Origin of the sequence: Hanstruepera ponticola (assembly GCF_012931685.1) — a bacterium.
GTDB lineage: Bacteria > Bacteroidota > Bacteroidia > Flavobacteriales > Flavobacteriaceae > Hanstruepera > Hanstruepera ponticola.
On sequence record NZ_JABANC010000004.1, the window covers coordinates 163,060 to 182,048 of the forward strand.

The following is an 18,989-nucleotide window of genomic DNA, read 5'->3' on the forward strand; positions in this document are numbered from 1 at the left end:
ATTAGACTGCTGAAATTACGAAAAATAGCTGGATTTTGGTATTTATGCCTTTTAGAAAATAAAAATAAAGCACATACGTCAGTTCGAGTAATTTATCGCAGAAAAATTATATCGAAAAGTATTTTGTAAGTCTAAATTCTTATTCTCGATACAAATTTCAATCATAAAAAATGTTGAAATTCACTCGAATGAACGAATAGGATCTAAACAAATTTTTGTAAATCCACAGTATTTATGGCACCATGACTAGAATGTGCTACGGTCACACCATTTTTAATCACCAATAGCTGTGGTGACTCGTGCATAACTTGAAATGTATAACCTACTTCGTTGGATACATCCCGATAAGACAACAAATCCAAATAATACAAGTCCAAGTCCTTTTCATTTAAATCATAGCTTTCCACAAACTGATTCATTACCATACGGCTAATACCGCAGCGTGTAGAGTGCTTAAAGATAACCTGTGTTTTGGTTTTAGATTTTTCGGTTATATGTTGCAGTTGCTGGATATCGTTTAACGGAATCCATGGTAGTTGTTTTTCTTCTTTAGATTCAGCTGAACCACCAAATAATTTGTTTAAAATGCCCATAAAATTTCATTTTCTATCATTCCGTACTTGATACGGAATCTACCTTTAGAATCATTTAAGTCGTTAAGTTTTTAAAATCTTACAACTGACTAAACGTCACTGTTCATCTGCTTTTATCGGACATTTTGTCTGTTGTTTTGAATTGGTAAGATAATTGAAATAGACCTATCAAACAACACAACATTTAAAGAAATTAAATAATATGAATTTTAATAATTATACTATAAAATCACAGGAAGCCATACAGCTAGCACAGCAGCTTGCGCAGAGCTTCGAGAATCAACAAATAGAAAATGAGCACATTTTTAAAGCCATTTTCAATGTTGATGAAAACGTTTTACCATTCATTCTAAAAAAACTGAATGTAAATGTAAACGTATTAGAACAAGCTTTAGATAAACAACTGGAGAGTTTTCCTAAAGTATCTGGTGGTGACATCATGTTGTCACGTGATGCAGGAAAAACATTAAATGAGGCATCCATCATTGCTAAAAAAATGAATGATGAGTATGTTTCGGTTGAGCATTTAATTTTAGCGGTTTTTAAATCGAAAAGCAAAATAGCGCAAATGCTCAAAGACCAAGGTGTTACCGAAAAAGCTCTAACAGCAGCCATTGAAGAGTTGCGTAAAGGCGACCGTGTAACATCACAAAGTCAAGAAGAAACTTACAACTCGTTAAGCAAATATGCTAAAAACCTCAACCAATTAGCTAGAGATGGTAAGCTTGATCCTGTTATTGGTCGTGATGAGGAGATAAGACGTATACTTCAAATTTTATCACGAAGAACTAAAAACAATCCGATTTTAGTTGGTGAGCCAGGTACCGGAAAAACAGCCATTGCCGAAGGTTTAGCACATAGAATTATTGATGGTGATGTTCCAGAAAATCTAAAAGAAAAACAAATTTTTGCTTTAGATATGGGAGCTCTAATTGCAGGTGCTAAATATAAAGGCGAGTTTGAAGAACGCTTAAAAGCCGTTATCAAAGAAGTAACGACTAGTGAAGGTGATATTGTACTCTTTATTGATGAAATTCACACACTAGTTGGCGCAGGTGGTGGACAAGGCGCTATGGATGCGGCCAATATTTTAAAACCAGCTTTAGCTCGAGGCGAGTTAAGAGCCATTGGTGCCACTACCCTAGACGAATACCAAAAGTATTTTGAAAAGGACAAAGCTCTAGAACGTCGTTTCCAAAAAGTAACGGTGAATGAGCCAGATAACGAAAGTGCTATTTCAATATTACGAGGTATAAAGGAAAAATACGAAACACATCACAAGGTTCGTATTAAAGATGAGGCAATTATTGGTGCTGTAGAATTATCAGAGCGTTACATTACAAACCGTTTTTTACCTGACAAGGCTATTGACTTAATGGATGAAGCTGCTTCTAAATTACGTATGGAAATCAATTCTAAACCAGAAGAATTAGATGTGTTAGATCGTAAAATCATGCAGCTAGAAATTGAGATTGAAGCCATTAAGCGTGAGAAAGATGAAGCCAAGTTGAAATCTTTACGTTCAGAATTAGCTAATTTAAAAGAGGAACGCAACGAGATAAACGCCAAGTGGAAAAGTGAAAAAGAAGTGGTTGACAATATCCAAACAACTAAATCGGATATTGAAAATTTCAAGCTAGAAGCAGAACGTGCTGAACGTGAAGGTGACTATGGTAAAGTAGCTGAAATCCGTTATGGCAAAATAAAAGAAGCACAAGAAACCTTGGAAAAGCTTCAAAAAGAATTGCAAGAAAATCAAAGTGGCAACTCTTTAATTAAAGAGGAAGTGACTTATGATGACATTGCCGAAGTTGTGGCTAAATGGACAGGTATTCCAGTAACCAAAATGTTACAGAGCGAGCGCGAAAAACTGTTGAAACTGGAAGACGAATTGCACAAACGTGTGGTTGGCCAAGAGGAAGCTATTGAAGCTGTAAGTGATGCTGTAAGACGTAGTCGTTCTGGATTGCAAAACCCTCAAAAACCTATTGGAACATTCTTGTTTCTAGGAACAACAGGTGTTGGTAAAACTGAATTAGCGAAAGCTCTAGCAGAGTATTTATTTGATGATGAAAATGCTATGACCCGAATTGATATGAGTGAGTATCAAGAGCGTCATGCTGTGAGCAGGTTAGTTGGCGCACCTCCAGGATATGTAGGTTATGACGAAGGCGGTCAATTAACAGAAGCTGTTAGACGCAAACCGTATTCGGTAGTCTTATTAGATGAAATTGAAAAGGCACATCCAGATACCTTCAACATTTTATTGCAAGTATTAGATGAAGGGCGATTAACAGATAACAAAGGTCGTATTGCCGATTTTAAAAACACGATTATAATCATGACCTCTAATATGGGTAGTCATATTATTCAAGAACGTTTTGAAGCTACAAAAGATATCGATGCTGCTATGGAAGTTGCAAAGGTGGATGTACTGGCTTTGTTAAAGCAATCAGTAAGGCCTGAATTTTTAAATCGTATTGACGATACCATTATGTTTACACCGTTGACCAAAGAAAACATTACCGATATTGTTGGTTTACAATTAAAAGGCATTACCAAAATGATTGCACAACAAGGGATCACTTTTGATGCAACACCGGAAGCTGTTGCCTATTTAGCTGAAAAAGGTTACAATCCAGAATATGGTGCAAGACCTGTAAAACGTGTCATACAAAAAGAAGTACTTAATCAATTGAGTAAGGAAATTTTATCAGGTCGCGTAACGACAGATAGCATTATACTTTTAGATGCTTTTGACGATAAATTAGTCTTTAGAAATCAAGGTGATTTAGTAGTAGAAGAATTTTAATGTGAGTAAGCGTAATAAATTTCAAACTGTTACGTTTTCATAATAGTTGGTTAGTTAGTTTGAAAGAGCAATACAAATCTTGAAGAAGATGCGGATTGCTCTTTTTTATTAAAATGTTAAACAAACTATAATTTCAATCTATAATTTTATTGAATTCGTACATAATTATAGAAAAAGGTAATAAATTAAAAATGAGCAAATTGAAAAAAATATGCTTACCGTTCATCTAAAACTTACCTAAACATGCAATAAAATGTGCAGTTTATCGTATTTTTACAGCACTTAACCTAAATTTACTATGAAAATTAATAATTATATAGACCATACACTTTTAAAACCTTCTGCAACGCAAAAGGATATCAGAAATTTATGCGCAGAAGCTAAAAAGCATCGATTTTATGCAGTTTGTGTCAATAGCTCTTACGTAGCTTATGCAAAGCAGCTAGTTTCAAAATCTAATGTTAAAGTATGTACAGTAGTTGGTTTTCCTTTAGGTGCCTCCACCACTGAAACAAAAGTATTTGAAGCTAAACAAGCTATCGCTCAAGGTGCTGATGAAATTGATATGGTCATGAATATTGGCATGATGAAAAGTGAAAATTTTGTTAGCGTTTACAAAGATATTCGTGATGTAAAATTGGCTATTGGAAAAACTCCATTGAAAGTAATTATTGAAATTAGTGAATTATCTAAAAATGAAATTGTTAAAGCAGCTCAAATTTGTTTGGATGCTAAAGCTGATTTTATAAAAACCTCTACTGGTTTCTCAAAAGGCGGAGCTACCTTAACCGCTGTGAAAATGATTAAAAAAACAATAAGAAATCAAGCAAAAATTAAAGCATCTGGAGGTATTAGAGATTTAGAAACTGCAAAAAAATACATAGATTTGGGTGCTGATAGAATTGGAACGTCTTCTGGTGTCAATATTCTATTGGAAAGCAAAGCACAAATTCAAGAACCCGTAATATGAGTGTACATATTGAAGCCAAAAAAGGAGACATTGCAGAAACTATTTTATTACCAGGCGATCCCTTACGAGCTAAATGGATAGCCGAAACGTTTTTAGATAATCCGGTTTGCTTCAATAGAGTTCGGAATATGTTTGGCTATACTGGAACCTACCAAGGCAAGCGTGTTTCGGTAATGGGAACAGGAATGGGAGTTCCAAGCATTTCTATTTATGCACATGAATTAATAAATGAATTTGACGTTAAAAATCTAATTCGCGTTGGCAGCGCTGGATCATACCAAAAACATGTAAAAGTACGTGACATTGTATTAGCCATGGCTGCATCATCAAATTCTGGCGTTAATGAATTACGCTTTGGTGGTGCCGATTACGCACCAACTGCCGATTTTGGGTTATTCCAAAAAGCAGTAGAAGCAGCAAAAGCTAAAAATATACCGTTAAAAGCCGGTAATGTGTTTACCTCTGATGAGTTTTATGCCGACAATTTTGAATCGTACAAAAAATGGTCAAAATTTGGCGTACTGTGTGTCGAAATGGAATCTGCAGGACTTTATACCATTGCTGCAAAACACAACGTTAATGCCCTATCCATATTAACCATTTCTGACTCTTTAGTTACTGGTGAACGTACTACAAGTAAAGAACGCGAATCGACATTTAAAGAAATGATAGAGATAGCTCTAGAACTCGCCTAGTTTTTTAACAAATATTTAAAAGCCTTATAATCAAAGTGTTTCTATATTTGGTTAAACATCAATCAATCCAATTATGAAACAACTGACCACTCTATTTCTTTTAATCGGTTTAATTTTTTCCTCCTGTAAAGAAACTAATAAAGAAATCACTACAAAACCAACCGAAGAACCTATAAAGAAAGAAGTTTATTTTTACTCATCAGATAGCGTAAAAGTTTATGCAGATTTCTATCAACAAGATTTAGATGCGCCAAACATTATACTCTTTCATCAAGGTGGTGCCAATGTTCGTTCTGAATACAAACCTATAATTCCTAAACTATTGGAGTCTGGCTATAATATTTTGGCTGTAGATCAGCGCGTTGGTGGACAATTACTCGGCAACTACAACAGAACAGTTGCTGATATTGATATAAATCGGTTTAACTATTGTGATGCCTATCCAGATTTAGAAGCTAGCCTGAAATACATGAAAAACACCTCAAACACTGGAAAAATTATAGTATGGGGAAGTAGTTATAGCGCTACACTTGCTATTAAACTAGCTTATAATAATCCAGATATTGTTGATGCTGTTTTAGCTTTTTCACCGGCTTCAGGAGAACCCATGAATGGCTGTCAACCCAACCCATATTTTGAATCAATAAAAACACCCATGCTCCTGTTAAGACCGAGTAGTGAAGCTGCCATTGAAAGTGTAAAAACGCAAATGGCTTTAGCTGAAGAATTTGGACATCAAACATATGTTGCTCAAAACGGCAGACATGGCTCATCAATGCTTGTGGAAGAACGCGTTCAAGCTCCAGTCACTGCTAATTGGAAAGTAGTCATGGATTTTTTAAACAAACACAAAAACTAATATATGTCGTATTTAAAACGTGGGCTGTTACTATTATTCTGCTCTTTTTCTTTTCTTAATTGCCAAGATAAAAGCATGCAAGACTCAAGTACTAAAAGCAGTATTTCGACCTATTATTTCATTCGTCACGCAGAAAAAGACAGAAGTGATAAAACCAATCGTGATCCTCATTTAACTGAAATAGGTAAAGCTAGAGCTAACCATTGGAGCAATATTTTAAAGCATGTGAAATTTGATGCTATTTATTCAACTGATTATAATAGAACTAGAGAAACAGCTCATCCAACAGCACGTGCCAATAATTTAGACCTTACAATTTATGACGCTAGTGCTATAAACGACGAAAAATTTAAGACAGATAATAATGGAAAAACAGTTTTGATTGTTGGTCACAGTAATACCACACCAGAATTTGTAAATACTATTATTGGAGAAAATAAGTATGACGATATTGATGACAGTAATAATGGAAATCTATACATAGTTACCATTACCGATTGCGTCATTTCACATCAGGTACTAGAAATTAATCCACGTTAATGTTTTTAAGTTCAATTTTAGAAAGAAGTTCTAATTCACCTTTCTCAAACAATTCGTCTAACTGACTAACAGATAATTTCGACTGTTTGGGTTTGTAATTATTATAATCCACAAAGCGTAAGCCATTAATATATCGTTCATTATAAGCTTCGCGAAATCGAAATCCGGTACCATCAGTCTCATTATATGAATAAGCTAAATAATCTACTTTAAAAGATTCTTGGTTTATCCAGTAAACAAATACATCTTCAAAATCTTCACCACCACCATCTTGATTAAAAGTAATCTTTACTTTGTAATACGCTTTATTCTTAATGTTTTTTTCTTCCAATAGTGCTTTATTCACAGCAGCATCATTTAATCCATAAGGCAGCACCGAAAAATAATGAACCGAATTAACTGAAGCACTATAACGAGATAGCATACTGTCTGGAACCTTTACGGGCTTATTGTTTTCATGCCTCTCAAAACCTTTGTTGGTTAAAAAATCAGTGATTTTTCCTGTTGAATCTTTGAATGTTCTCACTAACTTAAACGTACCTTGATTTCTTTCGGCATAATAATGTTTGTCTCTAAAATCAAATTCAATAATTGAACTATCAAATTTTGCACCTCCAGAAACTTCAATAGATTTATCAATGACGTCTTGAGCAGATAGATATTTGGCAGACTTTTGGTCACACCCTAATAAGGTGACTATACAGCATAATACTAAAAGATACTTCATAAAGGCATATTTTACCATTTTAAGTCGTAAAGCTATTGAATACTTACTTTAATCCTTCAGAAAATAATCATAAATTATATACCTTTGAAGTTCATGCAGAAAAAAATTAACATACAGAATAAAAAAGCGCGATTTCAATACGAAATACTTGATAAATACACAGCTGGTATTGTATTGACTGGTACTGAAATAAAATCCATTAGAAATAGTAAAGCTTCAATTGCCGAAAGCTTTTGTGAGTTTAACGACAGGGGTGAATTGTTTGTCATAAACATGACTATTGAAGAATATCTATTTGGCAACTACTACAATCACAAACCAAAAGCTGAACGCAAACTGCTTTTAAATAAACGGGAATTAAAAAAGCTCGAAAAAGAATCTCAAAATACTGGATTAACTATCATTCCTTTGCGTTTATTTATTAATGACAATGGGTTTGCAAAGCTAGAAATTGCCTTGGCTAAAGGTAAAAAGTTGTATGATAAACGTGAATCTATAAAAGATCGAGAAAACAAAGTACGTTTAGATCGCATAAAGAAAAGTTTTTAAAACATATAATTATGAAAAAAATAACAGTTATTACCTTCATGATACTGGTTTGCTTCATGGGTTTTTCTCAAGACAAAGTCAGCCCTTATGCTGATAAAGTTATCAGTTTAGATACAACTATAAAAACCTTATACCAGGTAATTTCAGGTGATAAAGGCGAAGAACGTAATTGGGACCTTTTTAAATACTTGTTTCATCCAGACGCCAAGTTAATACCAACAGGTAAGAACCAAGAAGGCAAATATGGTGCTAGGTTTATGACTCCTAGTGATTATATTAAATCATCTGGGAAATGGCTGGTAGAAAATGGTTTTCATGAAATTGAAATTCATAGAACAGTTGAAACGTTTGGAAATATTTCACAGGTTTTTAGCACCTATGAGTCTTACTACAAGAAAACTGATGAAAAACCTTTTATGAGAGGTATTAATAGTATTCAACTGCTAAATGATGGTACAAGATGGTGGGTCATAAATATTTATTGGAAACAGGAAAGCGTTGAAAGCCCTATCCCAGACGCTTACTTACCTAAAAATTAATTTTTATCTTCTAGCAAGGGTACAAAACGGAATTCGCCAAACTCGTGTTTTTCAAACTCTTTGTTGCCTTTTCTTATAAAAAGGGTCATGGTTTGTACATCGTCGCCTACTGGAATAACCAAGCGACCACCAATAGCCAGTTGTCCGAGTAAAGCTTTTGGGACAAACGGTGCTCCTGCTGTTACAATAATTCCATTAAAAGGAGCCTCTTCTTTAAGACCAATATAACCATCACCAAAAATCATCTTTTTCGGTCTAAAACCTAATTTAGGTAAAAACTTACTAGTCTTTTTAAATAACTCATTTTGTCTTTCTATTGTGTACACTTGAGCTCCAAGTTTACAAAGTACAGCTGTTTGATAACCACTACCAGTACCAATCTCAAGAATTTTATCACCTGGCTTTACTTCAAGTAATTCTGTTTGAAAAGCTACAGTGTAGGGTTGTGAAATAGTTTGATCTGCGGCAATAGGAAATGCCTTGTCCTGATAAGCATGATCCAAAAAACCAGAATCCATAAATAAGTGTCTTGGAATATCACCAATGGCTCGTAATACTTGTTGATCTTTAATCCCTTTGCCTTCAACAATAGTTACTAACTGCTGACGCATCCCTTTATGTTTAAAAGTATCTTTCAATGACAATTATTTTGAGGCATAAAATTAGTCAAACATTTTCAGCATAAAAATTAAAAAATATTCAAATTATTAAAGATTTTAAGATTATAGATTTTATGGGCTTATTCATGTAAATAAATAGTTAAAAACCTTATTTTTGTTCAAAATGATAAGAAAATGATAAAAGCTGGCGTTCTTGGTGCTGGTCATCTAGGCAAAATACATTTAAGACTTTTACAGCAATCAGCTAAATATGACTTGATTGGGTTTTATGATGCTGATGAAACTAATGCAAAAAAGGTTGAAGCTGAATTTGGCTATAAGTACTTTAATTCAATTGACGAACTTATTGAAGCCGTTGATATGGTTGATATCGTCACACCTACTCTTTCGCATTATGATTGTGCCATTAAAGCCATTGCAAAAGGCAAACATATTTTTATTGAAAAACCAATAACCAATACTGTTGAAGAAGCTGAAGAAATTCGAGAACTATTGGCGCAGCACAACATTAGAGGACAAGTAGGTCACGTAGAGCGTTTTAATCCTGCCTTTATAGCCGTAAAGGACAAAATAGAAAACCCCATGTTTATTGAAACACATAGACTGGCAGAATTTAACCCTAGAGGAACTGATGTTCCTGTTGTTTTAGATTTAATGATTCATGATATTGATATTATTTTGAGTGTTGTAAAATCTAATGTCAAAAATGTTTCAGCAAGTGGCGTGTCTGTTATTAGTGATACACCAGACATTGCCAATGCACGAATAGAATTTGAAAATGGCAGTGTTGCCAATTTAACAGCTAGCCGAATTTCATTAAAAAACATGCGTAAGTCACGTTTCTTTCAAAAAGATGCTTATATCTCGGTAGATTTTCTGGAGAAAAAATGTGAAGTAGTAAAAATGAAAGATGCTCCAGAAAACCCTGGTGATTTTGATATGATATTGCAAAATGCCGAAGGCATAAAAAAGCAAATTTATTTTGACAATCCTGAAATTGCATCCAATAATGCCATTTTAGATGAATTGGAAACATTTGCTGATGCCATTACTAATAATACAAAGCCAATAGTTACCTTACATGATGGCACCGAAGCACTTCGTGTTGCCACAATGATTATAAACCAATTTTAAACAATTAAATAATTCAAGATGTCCATTTTATTGTGGACATAAAAAATATTTTTTTATGAAAAATGTCGCTGTTATAGGAGCAGGAACCATGGGAAATGGTATAGCACATACATTCGCTCAAAGCGGATTTAAAGTACAACTTATAGATATTAGTGAAGCCTCTTTAAAAAAAGGCATGGATACCATTTCTAAAAATTTAGATCGTATGGTTGCCAAAGAAAAAATAACCGAAGCTGATAAGGCAGAAACTCTTGATAACATCACAACCTTTACCAGTATTCCCGAAGGTGTAGAATATGCCAGTTTGGTCGTAGAAGCTGCTACAGAAAATATTGATTTAAAACTTAAAATTTTCAAACAATTGGACGAGGCTTGTCCAGAAGACACTATTTTGGCAAGTAACACCTCATCTATCTCCATTACGCAAATTGCAGCGGTAACTTCTAGACCAGAAATGGTTATTGGTATGCATTTTATGAATCCCGTTCCAATTATGAAATTGGTTGAAATTATTCGTGGTTATAATACGAGTGATGAAGTTACCAATACCATTATGGATTTGTCTAAAAAACTAGGAAAAACACCAACAGAAGTTAACGATTATCCTGGTTTTGTAGCAAATAGGATTTTAATGCCCATGCTAAACGAGGCAATAGAAACACTTTACAATGGTGTTGCCGGTGTTGAGGAAATTGATACGGTTATGAAATTAGGAATGGCTCATCCAATGGGTCCATTACAACTGGCAGATTTTATTGGATTAGACATTTGTTTATCTATTTTAAACGTCATGTATGATGGCTTTAAAAACCCGAAATATGCACCTTGTCCTCTACTCGTTAATATGGTAATGGCAGGAAAATTAGGTGTGAAATCTGGTGAAGGCTTTTATGATTATTCTAATAGCAGAAAAGCAGAACATGTAGCAAAACAATTCGCATAATAAATGTTAGTTTGGCTAAAATAATCCCATTTAAAGCAGTACGTCCAACGCGTGATAAGGTAAGCCTTGTCGCATCGCGTTCGTATCAAACCTATACACAAGCAGAACGTGAAGCCAGACTGGATTACAATCCATTTTCTTTTTTACATATTGTAAATCCAGGTTATAAGTATGATAGAGAAATCACCGGAACGGAACGCTATCAACTTGTTAAAAATCGCTATCTCGAATTTAAAGAAGATAACATATTTGTTCAGGATAATAAGCCCAGTTTCTATGTCTATAAAATTGTAGATAGGGAACATCAAGTTTTTAATGGTATAATAGCAGCTGCTAGTGCCAAAGATTATGAATCCAATGTCATTAGAAAACACGAAGAAACCCTAGCCTACAAAGAAATTATTTTTAAAGATTATTTAAAAACTGTTGGGTTCAATGCCGAGCCTGTTCTACTCACCTATCCAGACAATGATGTGATTTCAAAAATAATTTCTGAAGCACAAAAAGAACGTGCTGAATTTGAATTCACTACCACATTCAGAGATACACATTATTTATGGCAAATTGATGATATTGGCGTAATTAAGACTATATCAGATGAATTTAAGGCTATGAAAACAGTCTATATTGCTGACGGTCATCATCGGTCTGCCTCATCGTATTTGTTATATAAAGATGAGAAATCCCAGAACAACAATCATAAAGGAGATGAATCTTATAACTTTTTCATGACTTATTTAATTCCTGAATCAGATTTGCGAATTCATGAGTTCAATAGAATTGTTAAGGATTTAAATGGCTTATCAAAAGAAGAATTCCTTATTAAACTTGATAGAATATATCGCATAGAGAATCGCGGAAAAATGCCCTATAAACCATCCAAAAAACATCATTTTAGCATGTATCTAGATGGTGATTTTTATTCTCTCTATCTTCGTAAATCACTCTATAAATTTGAGACATCATTAGACGCTTTGGACGCTCAAATTTTGTACAAAACAATTTTGCAACCAATACTTGGAATCAATGATTTAAGAAACGATCTACGAATTATGTATAGTAATGGTAAAAAAGATGTTGTCAACGTAAAGAGTCAAGTTGACAGCGGTGATTTTGCTGTAGGATTTGGCATGGTTCCTGTGAATGTTGAGGAGATGAAGCAAATTGCCGACGATGGTTTAAAAATGCCTCCAAAATCAACTTTTATTGAGCCTAAACTGCGTAGTGGTGTAACAATTTATGAGTTCTAAAAATATGGTTTCTGAAAATCTTAAGAAAATAAAATTGTCATTACCCAAAGGAGTAACTCTGGTTGCCGTTTCGAAAACCAAACCAGTGAGCACCATTATGGAAGCTTATGACGCTGGACAGCGTGTGTTTGGTGAAAATAAAATTCAAGAAATGGTTGAGAAACATGAACAGCTACCTAAAGACATTGAATGGCATATGATTGGTCATGTTCAAAGCAATAAAATAAAGTATATGGCACCTTTTGTGAGTTTAATTCATGGTGTTGAGAAATTTAAAGTGCTCAAAGAAGTAAACAAACAAGCTTCTAAACATAACAGAAGTATTAATTGCTTGTTACAAATAAAAATTGCTGAAGAAGATTCTAAATTTGGAATGTCCGTTAATGAAGCTAAAGCTATTTTAAAGTCTGATGAACTAAAAAAACTCAAGCATGTAAATGTTACTGGCGTTATGGGTATGGCTACTTTTACTGATGACAAAAAACAAATTGAAAACGAATTTAAAACACTAAAATCCGGTTTTGACGAACTAAAAGAATTGGAATCTACAAATCATGACTTACGAGTCCTATCAATGGGTATGAGTGGTGATTACGAATTGGCCATTTCTTGTGGTAGCAATATGGTCAGAATTGGAAGCAGTATATTTGGTGAACGTAATTATTAAAAACTTATTGATAGAATTATTTTTTGTACGCAATATTAGACATAGAAACAACTGGCGGAAAGTATAATGAAGAGGGCATAACTGAAATTGCAATCTACAAATTTGATGGTCATAAAGTTATTGACCAATTCATTAGTTTAGTTAACCCTGAACGCGACATCCAGCCGTTTGTAGTTAATCTCACAGGTATAAATAGTAACATGCTACGAACGGCTCCTAAATTTTACGAGGTTGCCAAACGTATTGTTGAAATTACTGAAGACTGTATCCTTGTAGCGCATAACGCCCAATTTGATTACCGTATTTTACGCACCGAATTTAAACGATTGGGTTTTGGCTTTAAGCGTAAAACACTTTGCACAGTGGAATTAGCAAAAAAATTAATTCCTGGGCAAGACTCCTATAGTTTGGGTAAATTGGCAAGGTCTCTTGGGATACCTGTCAGCGATAGACATAGAGCTAGTGGTGATGCCATGGCAACGGTAAAACTCTTCAAAATGTTGCTTTCTAAAGATTTGGAGAAATTTATTGTACAAGATGCAATAAGATTGGAACCAAAGTATCAAATGGAGCCTAATCTTAAACAGATCATTAATGAACTCCCTAATGACACAGGAGTTTACTATATTCATAATGAAAATGGTGATGTTATATACATTGGTAAAAGTAAGAATATAAAAAATCGCATCAGTCAGCACTTCACAAACACAAGTACTAAATCAAAAAAGTTACAACGTCAAGTAGCTGCAGTAACCTATGAAAAAACAGGTAGCGAATTGGTTGCTCTCCTCAAAGAAAGTGAAGAAATCAAACGCAACAAACCTCTTTTTAATAGAGCTTTAAGACGAAACTTATTTACACATGCCTTATATAGCTTTACTGATGAACATGGCTATATTAATCTAACTATTGACAAGGCAGATGGCAGAAAAAAACCTATAACAACGTTCAGCAATAGACAAAGCGCTAAAAGCTTTTTATTTCAATCTGTTGAAAATTATAACTTATGTCAAAAATTAGTAGGCTTATACCCAACCAAAAAAAGCTGTTTTAATTATAACATAAAACAATGTGAAGGTGCTTGTATTCAAATAGAGACTGTAACTGATTATAACCAACGTGTTCTGGAGTTGATTAATAAAAATAGTTATGATACTCAAAATATGGTAGTTATTGACAGAGGTCGTGATATTGAGGAACGTTCAGCCATTTTAATTGAAAATGGTGTTTTTAAAGGTTTAGGCTATTTCAATTTAAATTATCAAATAAATAATATAGATATATTAAAATCTGTAATTACGCCCATGGAAAACAATCGCGATTCGCAACACATTATACAAAGTTATTTAAGACGTAATAAAAAACTGAAAATTATTCAATTAAATTAATTACTAGTTTAGTTTTTAGTATTTTTGGTTACCATGGCTGTAAAACCCACTAAATCTTGGAAAGACGAACTTCATGAAATTATTTATGAAGCTGATACGCCTGCTGGAAAGTTATTTGATGTTGTCCTTCTTATTGCTATTTTGGCAAGTATTGTATTGGTTATGCTTGAAAGTGTAAAAAGTATTGATGCCAAATACCATAACTTCCTGAATATATCAGAGTGGATAATAACCATTTTATTCTCTATTGAATACATATTGCGAATAATTTCTGTAAGAAGGCCTATAAAATACATTACAAGCTTTTATGGTGTTATAGACCTTCTTTCTACCATACCAAAGTACCTATCTCTCATTTTTGCGGGAACACATGCCCTAGTTGCATTGAGGGCCTTAAGATTATTACGTATTTTCAGAATCTTAAAATTGGCGCGCTATTTAGGTGCCTCCAATCAACTAGCTTCGGCAATTAAGGCCAGTCGTGCTAAAATTTCTGTTTTTTTATTCGCTGTAATGATTGCTGCTGTCATATTTGGAACCATAATGTATTTGGTTGAAGGAGAAGAGAGCGGATTCACAAATATTCCAAAAAGTGTTTATTGGTGTATAGTAACATTAACAACAGTTGGGTTTGGTGATATTGCTCCTGTGACACCTTTAGGGCAATTTATCGCCACCATAATTATGATTCTTGGTTATGGTATTATCGCTGTACCTACTGGTATTGTATCAGCTGAATACACGAAAAAAGCGAATGATAACGACAAGTCAAAACAAGGGGTTATTCCTCCGCATCCAAATGAAGTTCAATTAAATTCACAGTGCTGTGCAAATTGTTTAAATGAAAAGCATGTAGATGGTGCAGAATATTGCTTTAAATGTGGCTGCAAATTACATCATGACTAACTATTTAATTTCTATTGTTGGACCAACAGCCATAGGTAAAACTAATTTAAGTATTGCTCTAGCGCAACATTTCCACACCGAAATAATTTCTGCAGATTCCAGACAGTTTTTTAAAGAAATGCAAATTGGTACTGCTGCACCAAATCAAGAAGAACTTCAGGCAGCACCTCATCATTTCATACATCATAAATCGATATTTGAAGATTACAATGTTGGCGCTTTTGAAAAAGATGCTTTGAATACCCTAGAAAATCTTTTTAAAAAAAATAGGTTGGCGATTATGGTTGGCGGCTCTGGACTCTATGTCGATGCTGTAACAAAAGGGTTAGATGATTTCCCTGAAATAGACCCAAGTGTAAGAAATAATCTCAATATTATTTTAGATAAGGATGGTCTTGAGCCCCTAAAAAAACAGCTCAAAGAGCTCGATATAAACACCTATAAGACAATTGCTTTAGAAAACCCTCATCGGGTTATGCGAGCTCTTGAAGTTTGCATAGGTTCTGGTAAGCCTTATTCTTCTTTTATAAACAAAAAAAAAGACTCAAGAAATTTTAAAACCTTATCAATCGGTTTAACAGCTGAACGAGAAGTTATTTACCAGAGAATTAATGAACGTGTAGATTTAATGGTTGATATGGGTTTGCTTGAAGAAGCTAAACGCCTATATCCTAATAAAGAGTTAAACAGCCTAAACACAGTTGGATATAAGGAATTATTTAAGTATTTTGAAGGTGAATGGACTTTGGATTTTGCTATTTCTGAAATTAAAAAAAACTCCAGACGATTTGCAAAACGCCAACTAACTTGGTTTAAGAAAACCGATGATATTTCTTGGTTTGATTACAAAACTCATGTTGCTGAAATAATTAATGCTATAACCGAAAAAATTGAACGCGATGAAGCATCTTAAACTCTTCTTACTTACTACCTTTTTTGTAAGTCATGTTATTATTTCCCAGAACAACAAGAACCTAGAACAAATTAATAAAGATGTTTGGGAACAATTTACAAAAGCCTTTGAAACGTCAGACTATAGATTGTTTGGCTCACTACACAGTGAAGATTTAATTCGAGTTGGTGGTGATGGCAAGCGCATATTAAGTAAAGAAAATTATATTAAAGGCTATGAGAACCGCTGGACAAATAATAATCAGGAAAGAACTATTTCGTTCCGTTTTTTAGAACGCATAATCAATGATGATTCAGGTTCAGAAAGGGGTATTTACAAACTAACTGTAAACAAAGGAACTCAAAATGAACAACACTACTATGGAAAATTCCATGTAATATTGCGTAAGGAAAGTGGTATTTGGAAAATATTGGTTGATTATGATTCTTCAGAAAACAACACCATAAATGAAAGTTCTTTTATCAATGCCTTTCATCAAGATAATTTAGACAGCTACTGAAAAACCCAACTTATTTAGCTGGGTTTTATGTATTATATCTATTTAGTTTATTGGTTTAGTCTTCAGTATTAACAACCAATCTAAAGCCTTCTCCATGAATGTTCAAGATTTCAACTTTAGGATCTAATTTTAAATACTTACGTAATTTGGCAATATAAACATCCATACTTCTAGATGTAAAATAATTATCGTCTCTCCAAATTTTGGTAAGAGCCAATTCACGAGGCATTAAATCATTTTCGTGTAAAGCCAACAAACGTAGCAACTCATTTTCTTTAGGTGATAGCTTTATTTGTTCACCTCCATCATAGGTTAAAAAACGAAGCTTTGAATTTAAATCAAAATCTCCAATTTTAAATTGAAACTGCTTGCTATCAGCAACTGTTTCAGTTGCTTTTCGTTGCATGATAGCTTTTATTTTCATCAACAAAACTTCACTATCAAATGGTTTATTTAAATAATCATCAGCACCAACCTTATAACCTTTTAAAACATCCTCTTTCATGGCTTTGGCTGTCAAGAAAACAATAGGTACATCAGTATTTTTCTCCCTAATTTCTTTGGCTAGAGTAAAACCATCTTTATAAGGCATCATGACATCAAGAATGCATAAATCAAAATCATCTTTCTTAAATTTCTCAAAGCCTTCCATACCGTTTTTAGCATGAGTGACTTCATAGTCATTCATGATTAAGTAATCTTTTAAAATGGTTCCAAAATTTGGGTCGTCTTCTACTAATAAAATTTTCTTTTGTGCTTCAGTCATAATTTTATGATATTAATGGAAGTTTAATAATAAATGTGCTTCCTTTTTCTTTTTCACTTTCTACAGATATATGTCCTTGGTGATCCTCTACAATTCTCTTTACATAGGCTAGACCAAGTCCATGTCCTTTTACATTATGTATATTTCCTGTGTGTTCTCTATAAAATTTTTCAAACACACGTTTTTGTGCTGCTTTGCTCATACCGCTACCCTTGTCCTTTATTTTTAGAATAATGTTTGTTCCCACATTTTCTGTGTAAACATCTATTTTTGGTGCATCTGGCGAATACTTAATAGCATTATCCAGGATATTGACAATTACATTTGTAAAGTGCGTTTCATTTGCTAAAACTGATGATTTATCAGCATCTAAATGTGTTTTGATAAATCCTTTTCTGTCTTCAACAATCAGCTCCACATGGGTAATGGCATCTTCAATCAAATCATGAAGTTTAACACGATCTTTACTAATGTTTAGTTCGTTTTTCTCAAGTTTAGATATACGCAATACATTTTCTACCTGCGCATGCATGCGCTTGTTCTCATCTTTTATCATCTGTAAATATCGCATCACACGCTCTTTATCTTCAATCACTTTAGGGTTTTTAATGGCATCTAAAGCTAAATTGATTGTTGCTATTGGAGTTTTGAACTCATGTGTCATGTTATTAATAAAATCCGTTTTGATTTCAGAAATTTTACGTTGTCTAAACAACTGTAACAAGGCACTTGAATAAGCAATAATAATAATGGAGGTAAATATGATTGACAATAACGTCATTCGTATTATTGATGATTGAACAAACTTATTTCTTTTTGGAAAGTTTACAAGTAAGCTATAATTATTTTTATCAACCTCATTTGTAAAAATTCTAATACTGAAAGTGGAAGCTTTTTGAAGTTCAAAATTTTCACTTTGAACTTTAGTAGCTAAATCATTACTATAAATAGCAAATTCATAATCCAGATCAATATTGTCCTCTTGTAACTTTCTGGTTAACAATTCTGAAATTTCTTCTTCATTAACACGCTTATGAATTGGAATTCTACTAGCTCCTATCTTTAAGGATTGGTCTAGTACAATTTTTTCAGCTTCAGTTAATCTACTTTGCGTGATAATGCTAGAAATATGATTGGCATTAATTTCATTATCTAATGAAGGTTGATTACTATATATTTTAGTTTCAGTACTATTAAGAATACGTTTGATGTTCAAACTATCTAAACCTATGTCAAAGAGCGATGAAGACAACTTATAGTTTTCTTCGAGTATACCACTTCTGGTAATGAGCGTTTCATTGGTTTCATTGTTCTGTTGAAAAATGAAAAGTTCTGAAACAGAAATTGAATCGGCTTGTTTTTCTTGATCAATTAAATTATGATACTTTTTATAATAGCCTTCCAATTCATTGTCTTCAATTTGTCGAACAGTGTAACTTAATGCCTTTTTTACATTGAAGTTAAATTGCTCCTCCTCATTTTCAATGGAGTTATTAATGTAATAAGCTTGAACAAAAATTATTCCGACAAGCGACAAACTCATTAATAACACCAATATGATGAATAACCTTTTGCTCATCATTCAAAATTAACATTTTAACATTTAGGGAACTTAGCAT

Annotated in this window: 20 protein-coding genes; 15 read left to right on the top strand and 5 right to left on the bottom strand. The window is 33.4% G+C overall.

The window, feature by feature from the left end:
- Positions 1 to 203 precede the first annotated feature (203 nt).
- Positions 204 to 593, bottom strand: coding sequence for a bacillithiol system redox-active protein YtxJ (gene ytxJ, locus HGK31_RS11225; protein ID WP_191859979.1), 390 nt, complete (start codon positions 591 to 593; stop codon positions 204 to 206).
- 202 nt (positions 594 to 795) lie between these two features.
- Here ytxJ and clpB point away from each other — a divergent pair, with 202 nt between their 5' ends.
- The 5 genes from clpB (at position 796) to HGK31_RS11250 (ending at position 6,469) form a co-directional block, all read left to right on the top strand.
- On the top strand, positions 796 to 3,405 hold the full coding sequence (gene clpB, locus HGK31_RS11230; RefSeq protein WP_191859981.1) for an ATP-dependent chaperone ClpB: 2,610 nt from the start codon (positions 796 to 798) through the stop codon (positions 3,403 to 3,405).
- A gap of 298 nt (positions 3,406 to 3,703) precedes the next feature.
- Complete coding sequence (gene deoC / locus HGK31_RS11235; RefSeq protein ID WP_191859983.1) at positions 3,704 to 4,375, top strand: deoxyribose-phosphate aldolase; 672 nt, start codon at positions 3,704 to 3,706, stop codon at positions 4,373 to 4,375.
- Positions 4,372 to 5,070, top strand: coding sequence for a purine-nucleoside phosphorylase (deoD, locus tag HGK31_RS11240; protein WP_191859985.1), 699 nt, complete (start codon positions 4,372 to 4,374; stop codon positions 5,068 to 5,070). The genes deoC and deoD overlap by 4 nt, the downstream gene beginning before the upstream one ends.
- A gap of 73 nt (positions 5,071 to 5,143) precedes the next feature.
- Entirely contained in the window at positions 5,144 to 5,929 is a 786-nt protein-coding gene (locus HGK31_RS11245) for an alpha/beta hydrolase (RefSeq protein ID WP_191859987.1), read from the top strand.
- Between the two features lie 75 nt (positions 5,930 to 6,004).
- Entirely contained in the window at positions 6,005 to 6,469 is a 465-nt protein-coding gene (locus HGK31_RS11250; RefSeq protein WP_233451084.1) for a SixA phosphatase family protein, read from the top strand.
- Here HGK31_RS11250 and HGK31_RS11255 read toward each other — a convergent pair.
- Positions 6,456 to 7,196 (bottom strand): DUF6503 family protein, encoded by a 741-nt coding sequence (locus HGK31_RS11255; RefSeq protein ID WP_191859991.1) that lies wholly within the window; start codon positions 7,194 to 7,196, stop codon positions 6,456 to 6,458. The two genes, HGK31_RS11250 and HGK31_RS11255, sit on opposite strands and share 14 nt — an antisense overlap.
- Before the next feature lie 93 nt (positions 7,197 to 7,289).
- Here HGK31_RS11255 and smpB point away from each other — a divergent pair, with 93 nt between their 5' ends.
- The gene (gene smpB, locus HGK31_RS11260; RefSeq protein ID WP_191860001.1) at positions 7,290 to 7,745 is read left to right on the top strand and encodes an SsrA-binding protein SmpB; all 456 of its coding nucleotides are present in this window, start codon (positions 7,290 to 7,292) and stop codon (positions 7,743 to 7,745) included.
- An 11-nt stretch (positions 7,746 to 7,756) separates the two neighbouring features.
- On the top strand, positions 7,757 to 8,284 hold the full coding sequence (locus tag HGK31_RS11265) for a hypothetical protein (RefSeq protein WP_104736089.1): 528 nt from the start codon (positions 7,757 to 7,759) through the stop codon (positions 8,282 to 8,284).
- Here the strand turns inward: HGK31_RS11265 and HGK31_RS11270 are convergent.
- Positions 8,281 to 8,922 (bottom strand): protein-L-isoaspartate(D-aspartate) O-methyltransferase, encoded by a 642-nt coding sequence (locus HGK31_RS11270; RefSeq protein ID WP_191860003.1) that lies wholly within the window; start codon positions 8,920 to 8,922, stop codon positions 8,281 to 8,283. The two genes, HGK31_RS11265 and HGK31_RS11270, sit on opposite strands and share 4 nt — an antisense overlap.
- Before the next feature lie 156 nt (positions 8,923 to 9,078).
- Between HGK31_RS11270 and HGK31_RS11275 the strand changes: the two genes are divergently transcribed.
- From HGK31_RS11275 to HGK31_RS11310, 8 genes are read left to right on the top strand one after another with little or no spacing between them, the layout of a single operon-like run.
- Positions 9,079 to 10,038 carry a Gfo/Idh/MocA family protein gene (locus HGK31_RS11275; protein ID WP_191860005.1) on the top strand — a complete coding sequence of 320 codons (960 nt, stop codon included), beginning with the start codon at positions 9,079 to 9,081 and terminating at the stop codon, positions 10,036 to 10,038.
- 55 nt (positions 10,039 to 10,093) lie between these two features.
- Positions 10,094 to 10,981 (top strand): 3-hydroxyacyl-CoA dehydrogenase family protein, encoded by an 888-nt coding sequence (locus tag HGK31_RS11280; RefSeq protein ID WP_104736092.1) that lies wholly within the window; start codon positions 10,094 to 10,096, stop codon positions 10,979 to 10,981.
- Positions 10,982 to 10,992: 11 nt separating this feature from the next.
- Entirely contained in the window at positions 10,993 to 12,231 is a 1,239-nt protein-coding gene (locus tag HGK31_RS11285) for a DUF1015 domain-containing protein (protein WP_191860006.1), read from the top strand.
- The gene (locus tag HGK31_RS11290; RefSeq protein WP_233451091.1) at positions 12,221 to 12,898 is read left to right on the top strand and encodes a YggS family pyridoxal phosphate-dependent enzyme; all 678 of its coding nucleotides are present in this window, start codon (positions 12,221 to 12,223) and stop codon (positions 12,896 to 12,898) included. Before HGK31_RS11285 ends, HGK31_RS11290 begins: the two co-directional genes overlap by 11 nt.
- A 23-nt stretch (positions 12,899 to 12,921) precedes the next feature.
- Positions 12,922 to 14,286 carry an exonuclease domain-containing protein gene (locus tag HGK31_RS11295; RefSeq protein ID WP_191860008.1) on the top strand — a complete coding sequence of 455 codons (1,365 nt, stop codon included), beginning with the start codon at positions 12,922 to 12,924 and terminating at the stop codon, positions 14,284 to 14,286.
- A gap of 33 nt (positions 14,287 to 14,319) precedes the next feature.
- Positions 14,320 to 15,192, top strand: coding sequence for an ion transporter (locus tag HGK31_RS11300; protein ID WP_104736095.1), 873 nt, complete (start codon positions 14,320 to 14,322; stop codon positions 15,190 to 15,192).
- Positions 15,143 to 16,105 carry a tRNA (adenosine(37)-N6)-dimethylallyltransferase MiaA gene (miaA, locus tag HGK31_RS11305; protein WP_233451092.1) on the top strand — a complete coding sequence of 321 codons (963 nt, stop codon included), beginning with the start codon at positions 15,143 to 15,145 and terminating at the stop codon, positions 16,103 to 16,105. The genes HGK31_RS11300 and miaA overlap by 50 nt, the downstream gene beginning before the upstream one ends.
- Complete coding sequence (locus tag HGK31_RS11310) at positions 16,092 to 16,604, top strand: YybH family protein (protein WP_191860010.1); 513 nt, start codon at positions 16,092 to 16,094, stop codon at positions 16,602 to 16,604. Before miaA ends, HGK31_RS11310 begins: the two co-directional genes overlap by 14 nt.
- A 55-nt stretch (positions 16,605 to 16,659) precedes the next feature.
- Here the strand turns inward: HGK31_RS11310 and HGK31_RS11315 are convergent, their stop codons facing one another.
- Entirely contained in the window at positions 16,660 to 17,370 is a 711-nt protein-coding gene (locus HGK31_RS11315) for a response regulator transcription factor (RefSeq protein ID WP_104736098.1), read from the bottom strand.
- A gap of 4 nt (positions 17,371 to 17,374) precedes the next feature.
- Positions 17,375 to 18,949, bottom strand: coding sequence for a sensor histidine kinase (locus tag HGK31_RS11320; RefSeq protein WP_191860113.1), 1,575 nt, complete (start codon positions 18,947 to 18,949; stop codon positions 17,375 to 17,377).
- Between the last annotated feature and the right edge of the window lie 40 nt (positions 18,950 to 18,989).

Coding starts and splice junctions, on each gene's coding strand:
- ytxJ (WP_191859979.1), bottom strand. CDS start 593: ATGGGCATTTTAAACAAATTATTTGGTGGTTCAGCTGAATCTAAAGAA.
- clpB (WP_191859981.1), top strand. CDS start 796: ATGAATTTTAATAATTATACTATAAAATCACAGGAAGCCATACAGCTA.
- deoC (WP_191859983.1), top strand. CDS start 3,704: ATGAAAATTAATAATTATATAGACCATACACTTTTAAAACCTTCTGCA.
- deoD (WP_191859985.1), top strand. CDS start 4,372: ATGAGTGTACATATTGAAGCCAAAAAAGGAGACATTGCAGAAACTATT.
- HGK31_RS11245 (WP_191859987.1), top strand. CDS start 5,144: ATGAAACAACTGACCACTCTATTTCTTTTAATCGGTTTAATTTTTTCC.
- HGK31_RS11250 (WP_233451084.1), top strand. CDS start 6,005: ATGCAAGACTCAAGTACTAAAAGCAGTATTTCGACCTATTATTTCATT.
- HGK31_RS11255 (WP_191859991.1), bottom strand. CDS start 7,196: ATGAAGTATCTTTTAGTATTATGCTGTATAGTCACCTTATTAGGGTGT.
- smpB (WP_191860001.1), top strand. CDS start 7,290: ATGCAGAAAAAAATTAACATACAGAATAAAAAAGCGCGATTTCAATAC.
- HGK31_RS11265 (WP_104736089.1), top strand. CDS start 7,757: ATGAAAAAAATAACAGTTATTACCTTCATGATACTGGTTTGCTTCATG.
- HGK31_RS11275 (WP_191860005.1), top strand. CDS start 9,079: ATGATAAAAGCTGGCGTTCTTGGTGCTGGTCATCTAGGCAAAATACAT.
- HGK31_RS11280 (WP_104736092.1), top strand. CDS start 10,094: ATGAAAAATGTCGCTGTTATAGGAGCAGGAACCATGGGAAATGGTATA.
- HGK31_RS11290 (WP_233451091.1), top strand. CDS start 12,221: ATGAGTTCTAAAAATATGGTTTCTGAAAATCTTAAGAAAATAAAATTG.
- HGK31_RS11300 (WP_104736095.1), top strand. CDS start 14,320: ATGGCTGTAAAACCCACTAAATCTTGGAAAGACGAACTTCATGAAATT.
- miaA (WP_233451092.1), top strand. CDS start 15,143: ATGGTGCAGAATATTGCTTTAAATGTGGCTGCAAATTACATCATGACT.
- HGK31_RS11310 (WP_191860010.1), top strand. CDS start 16,092: ATGAAGCATCTTAAACTCTTCTTACTTACTACCTTTTTTGTAAGTCAT.
- HGK31_RS11315 (WP_104736098.1), bottom strand. CDS start 17,370: ATGACTGAAGCACAAAAGAAAATTTTATTAGTAGAAGACGACCCAAAT.
- HGK31_RS11320 (WP_191860113.1), bottom strand. CDS start 18,949: ATGAGCAAAAGGTTATTCATCATATTGGTGTTATTAATGAGTTTGTCG.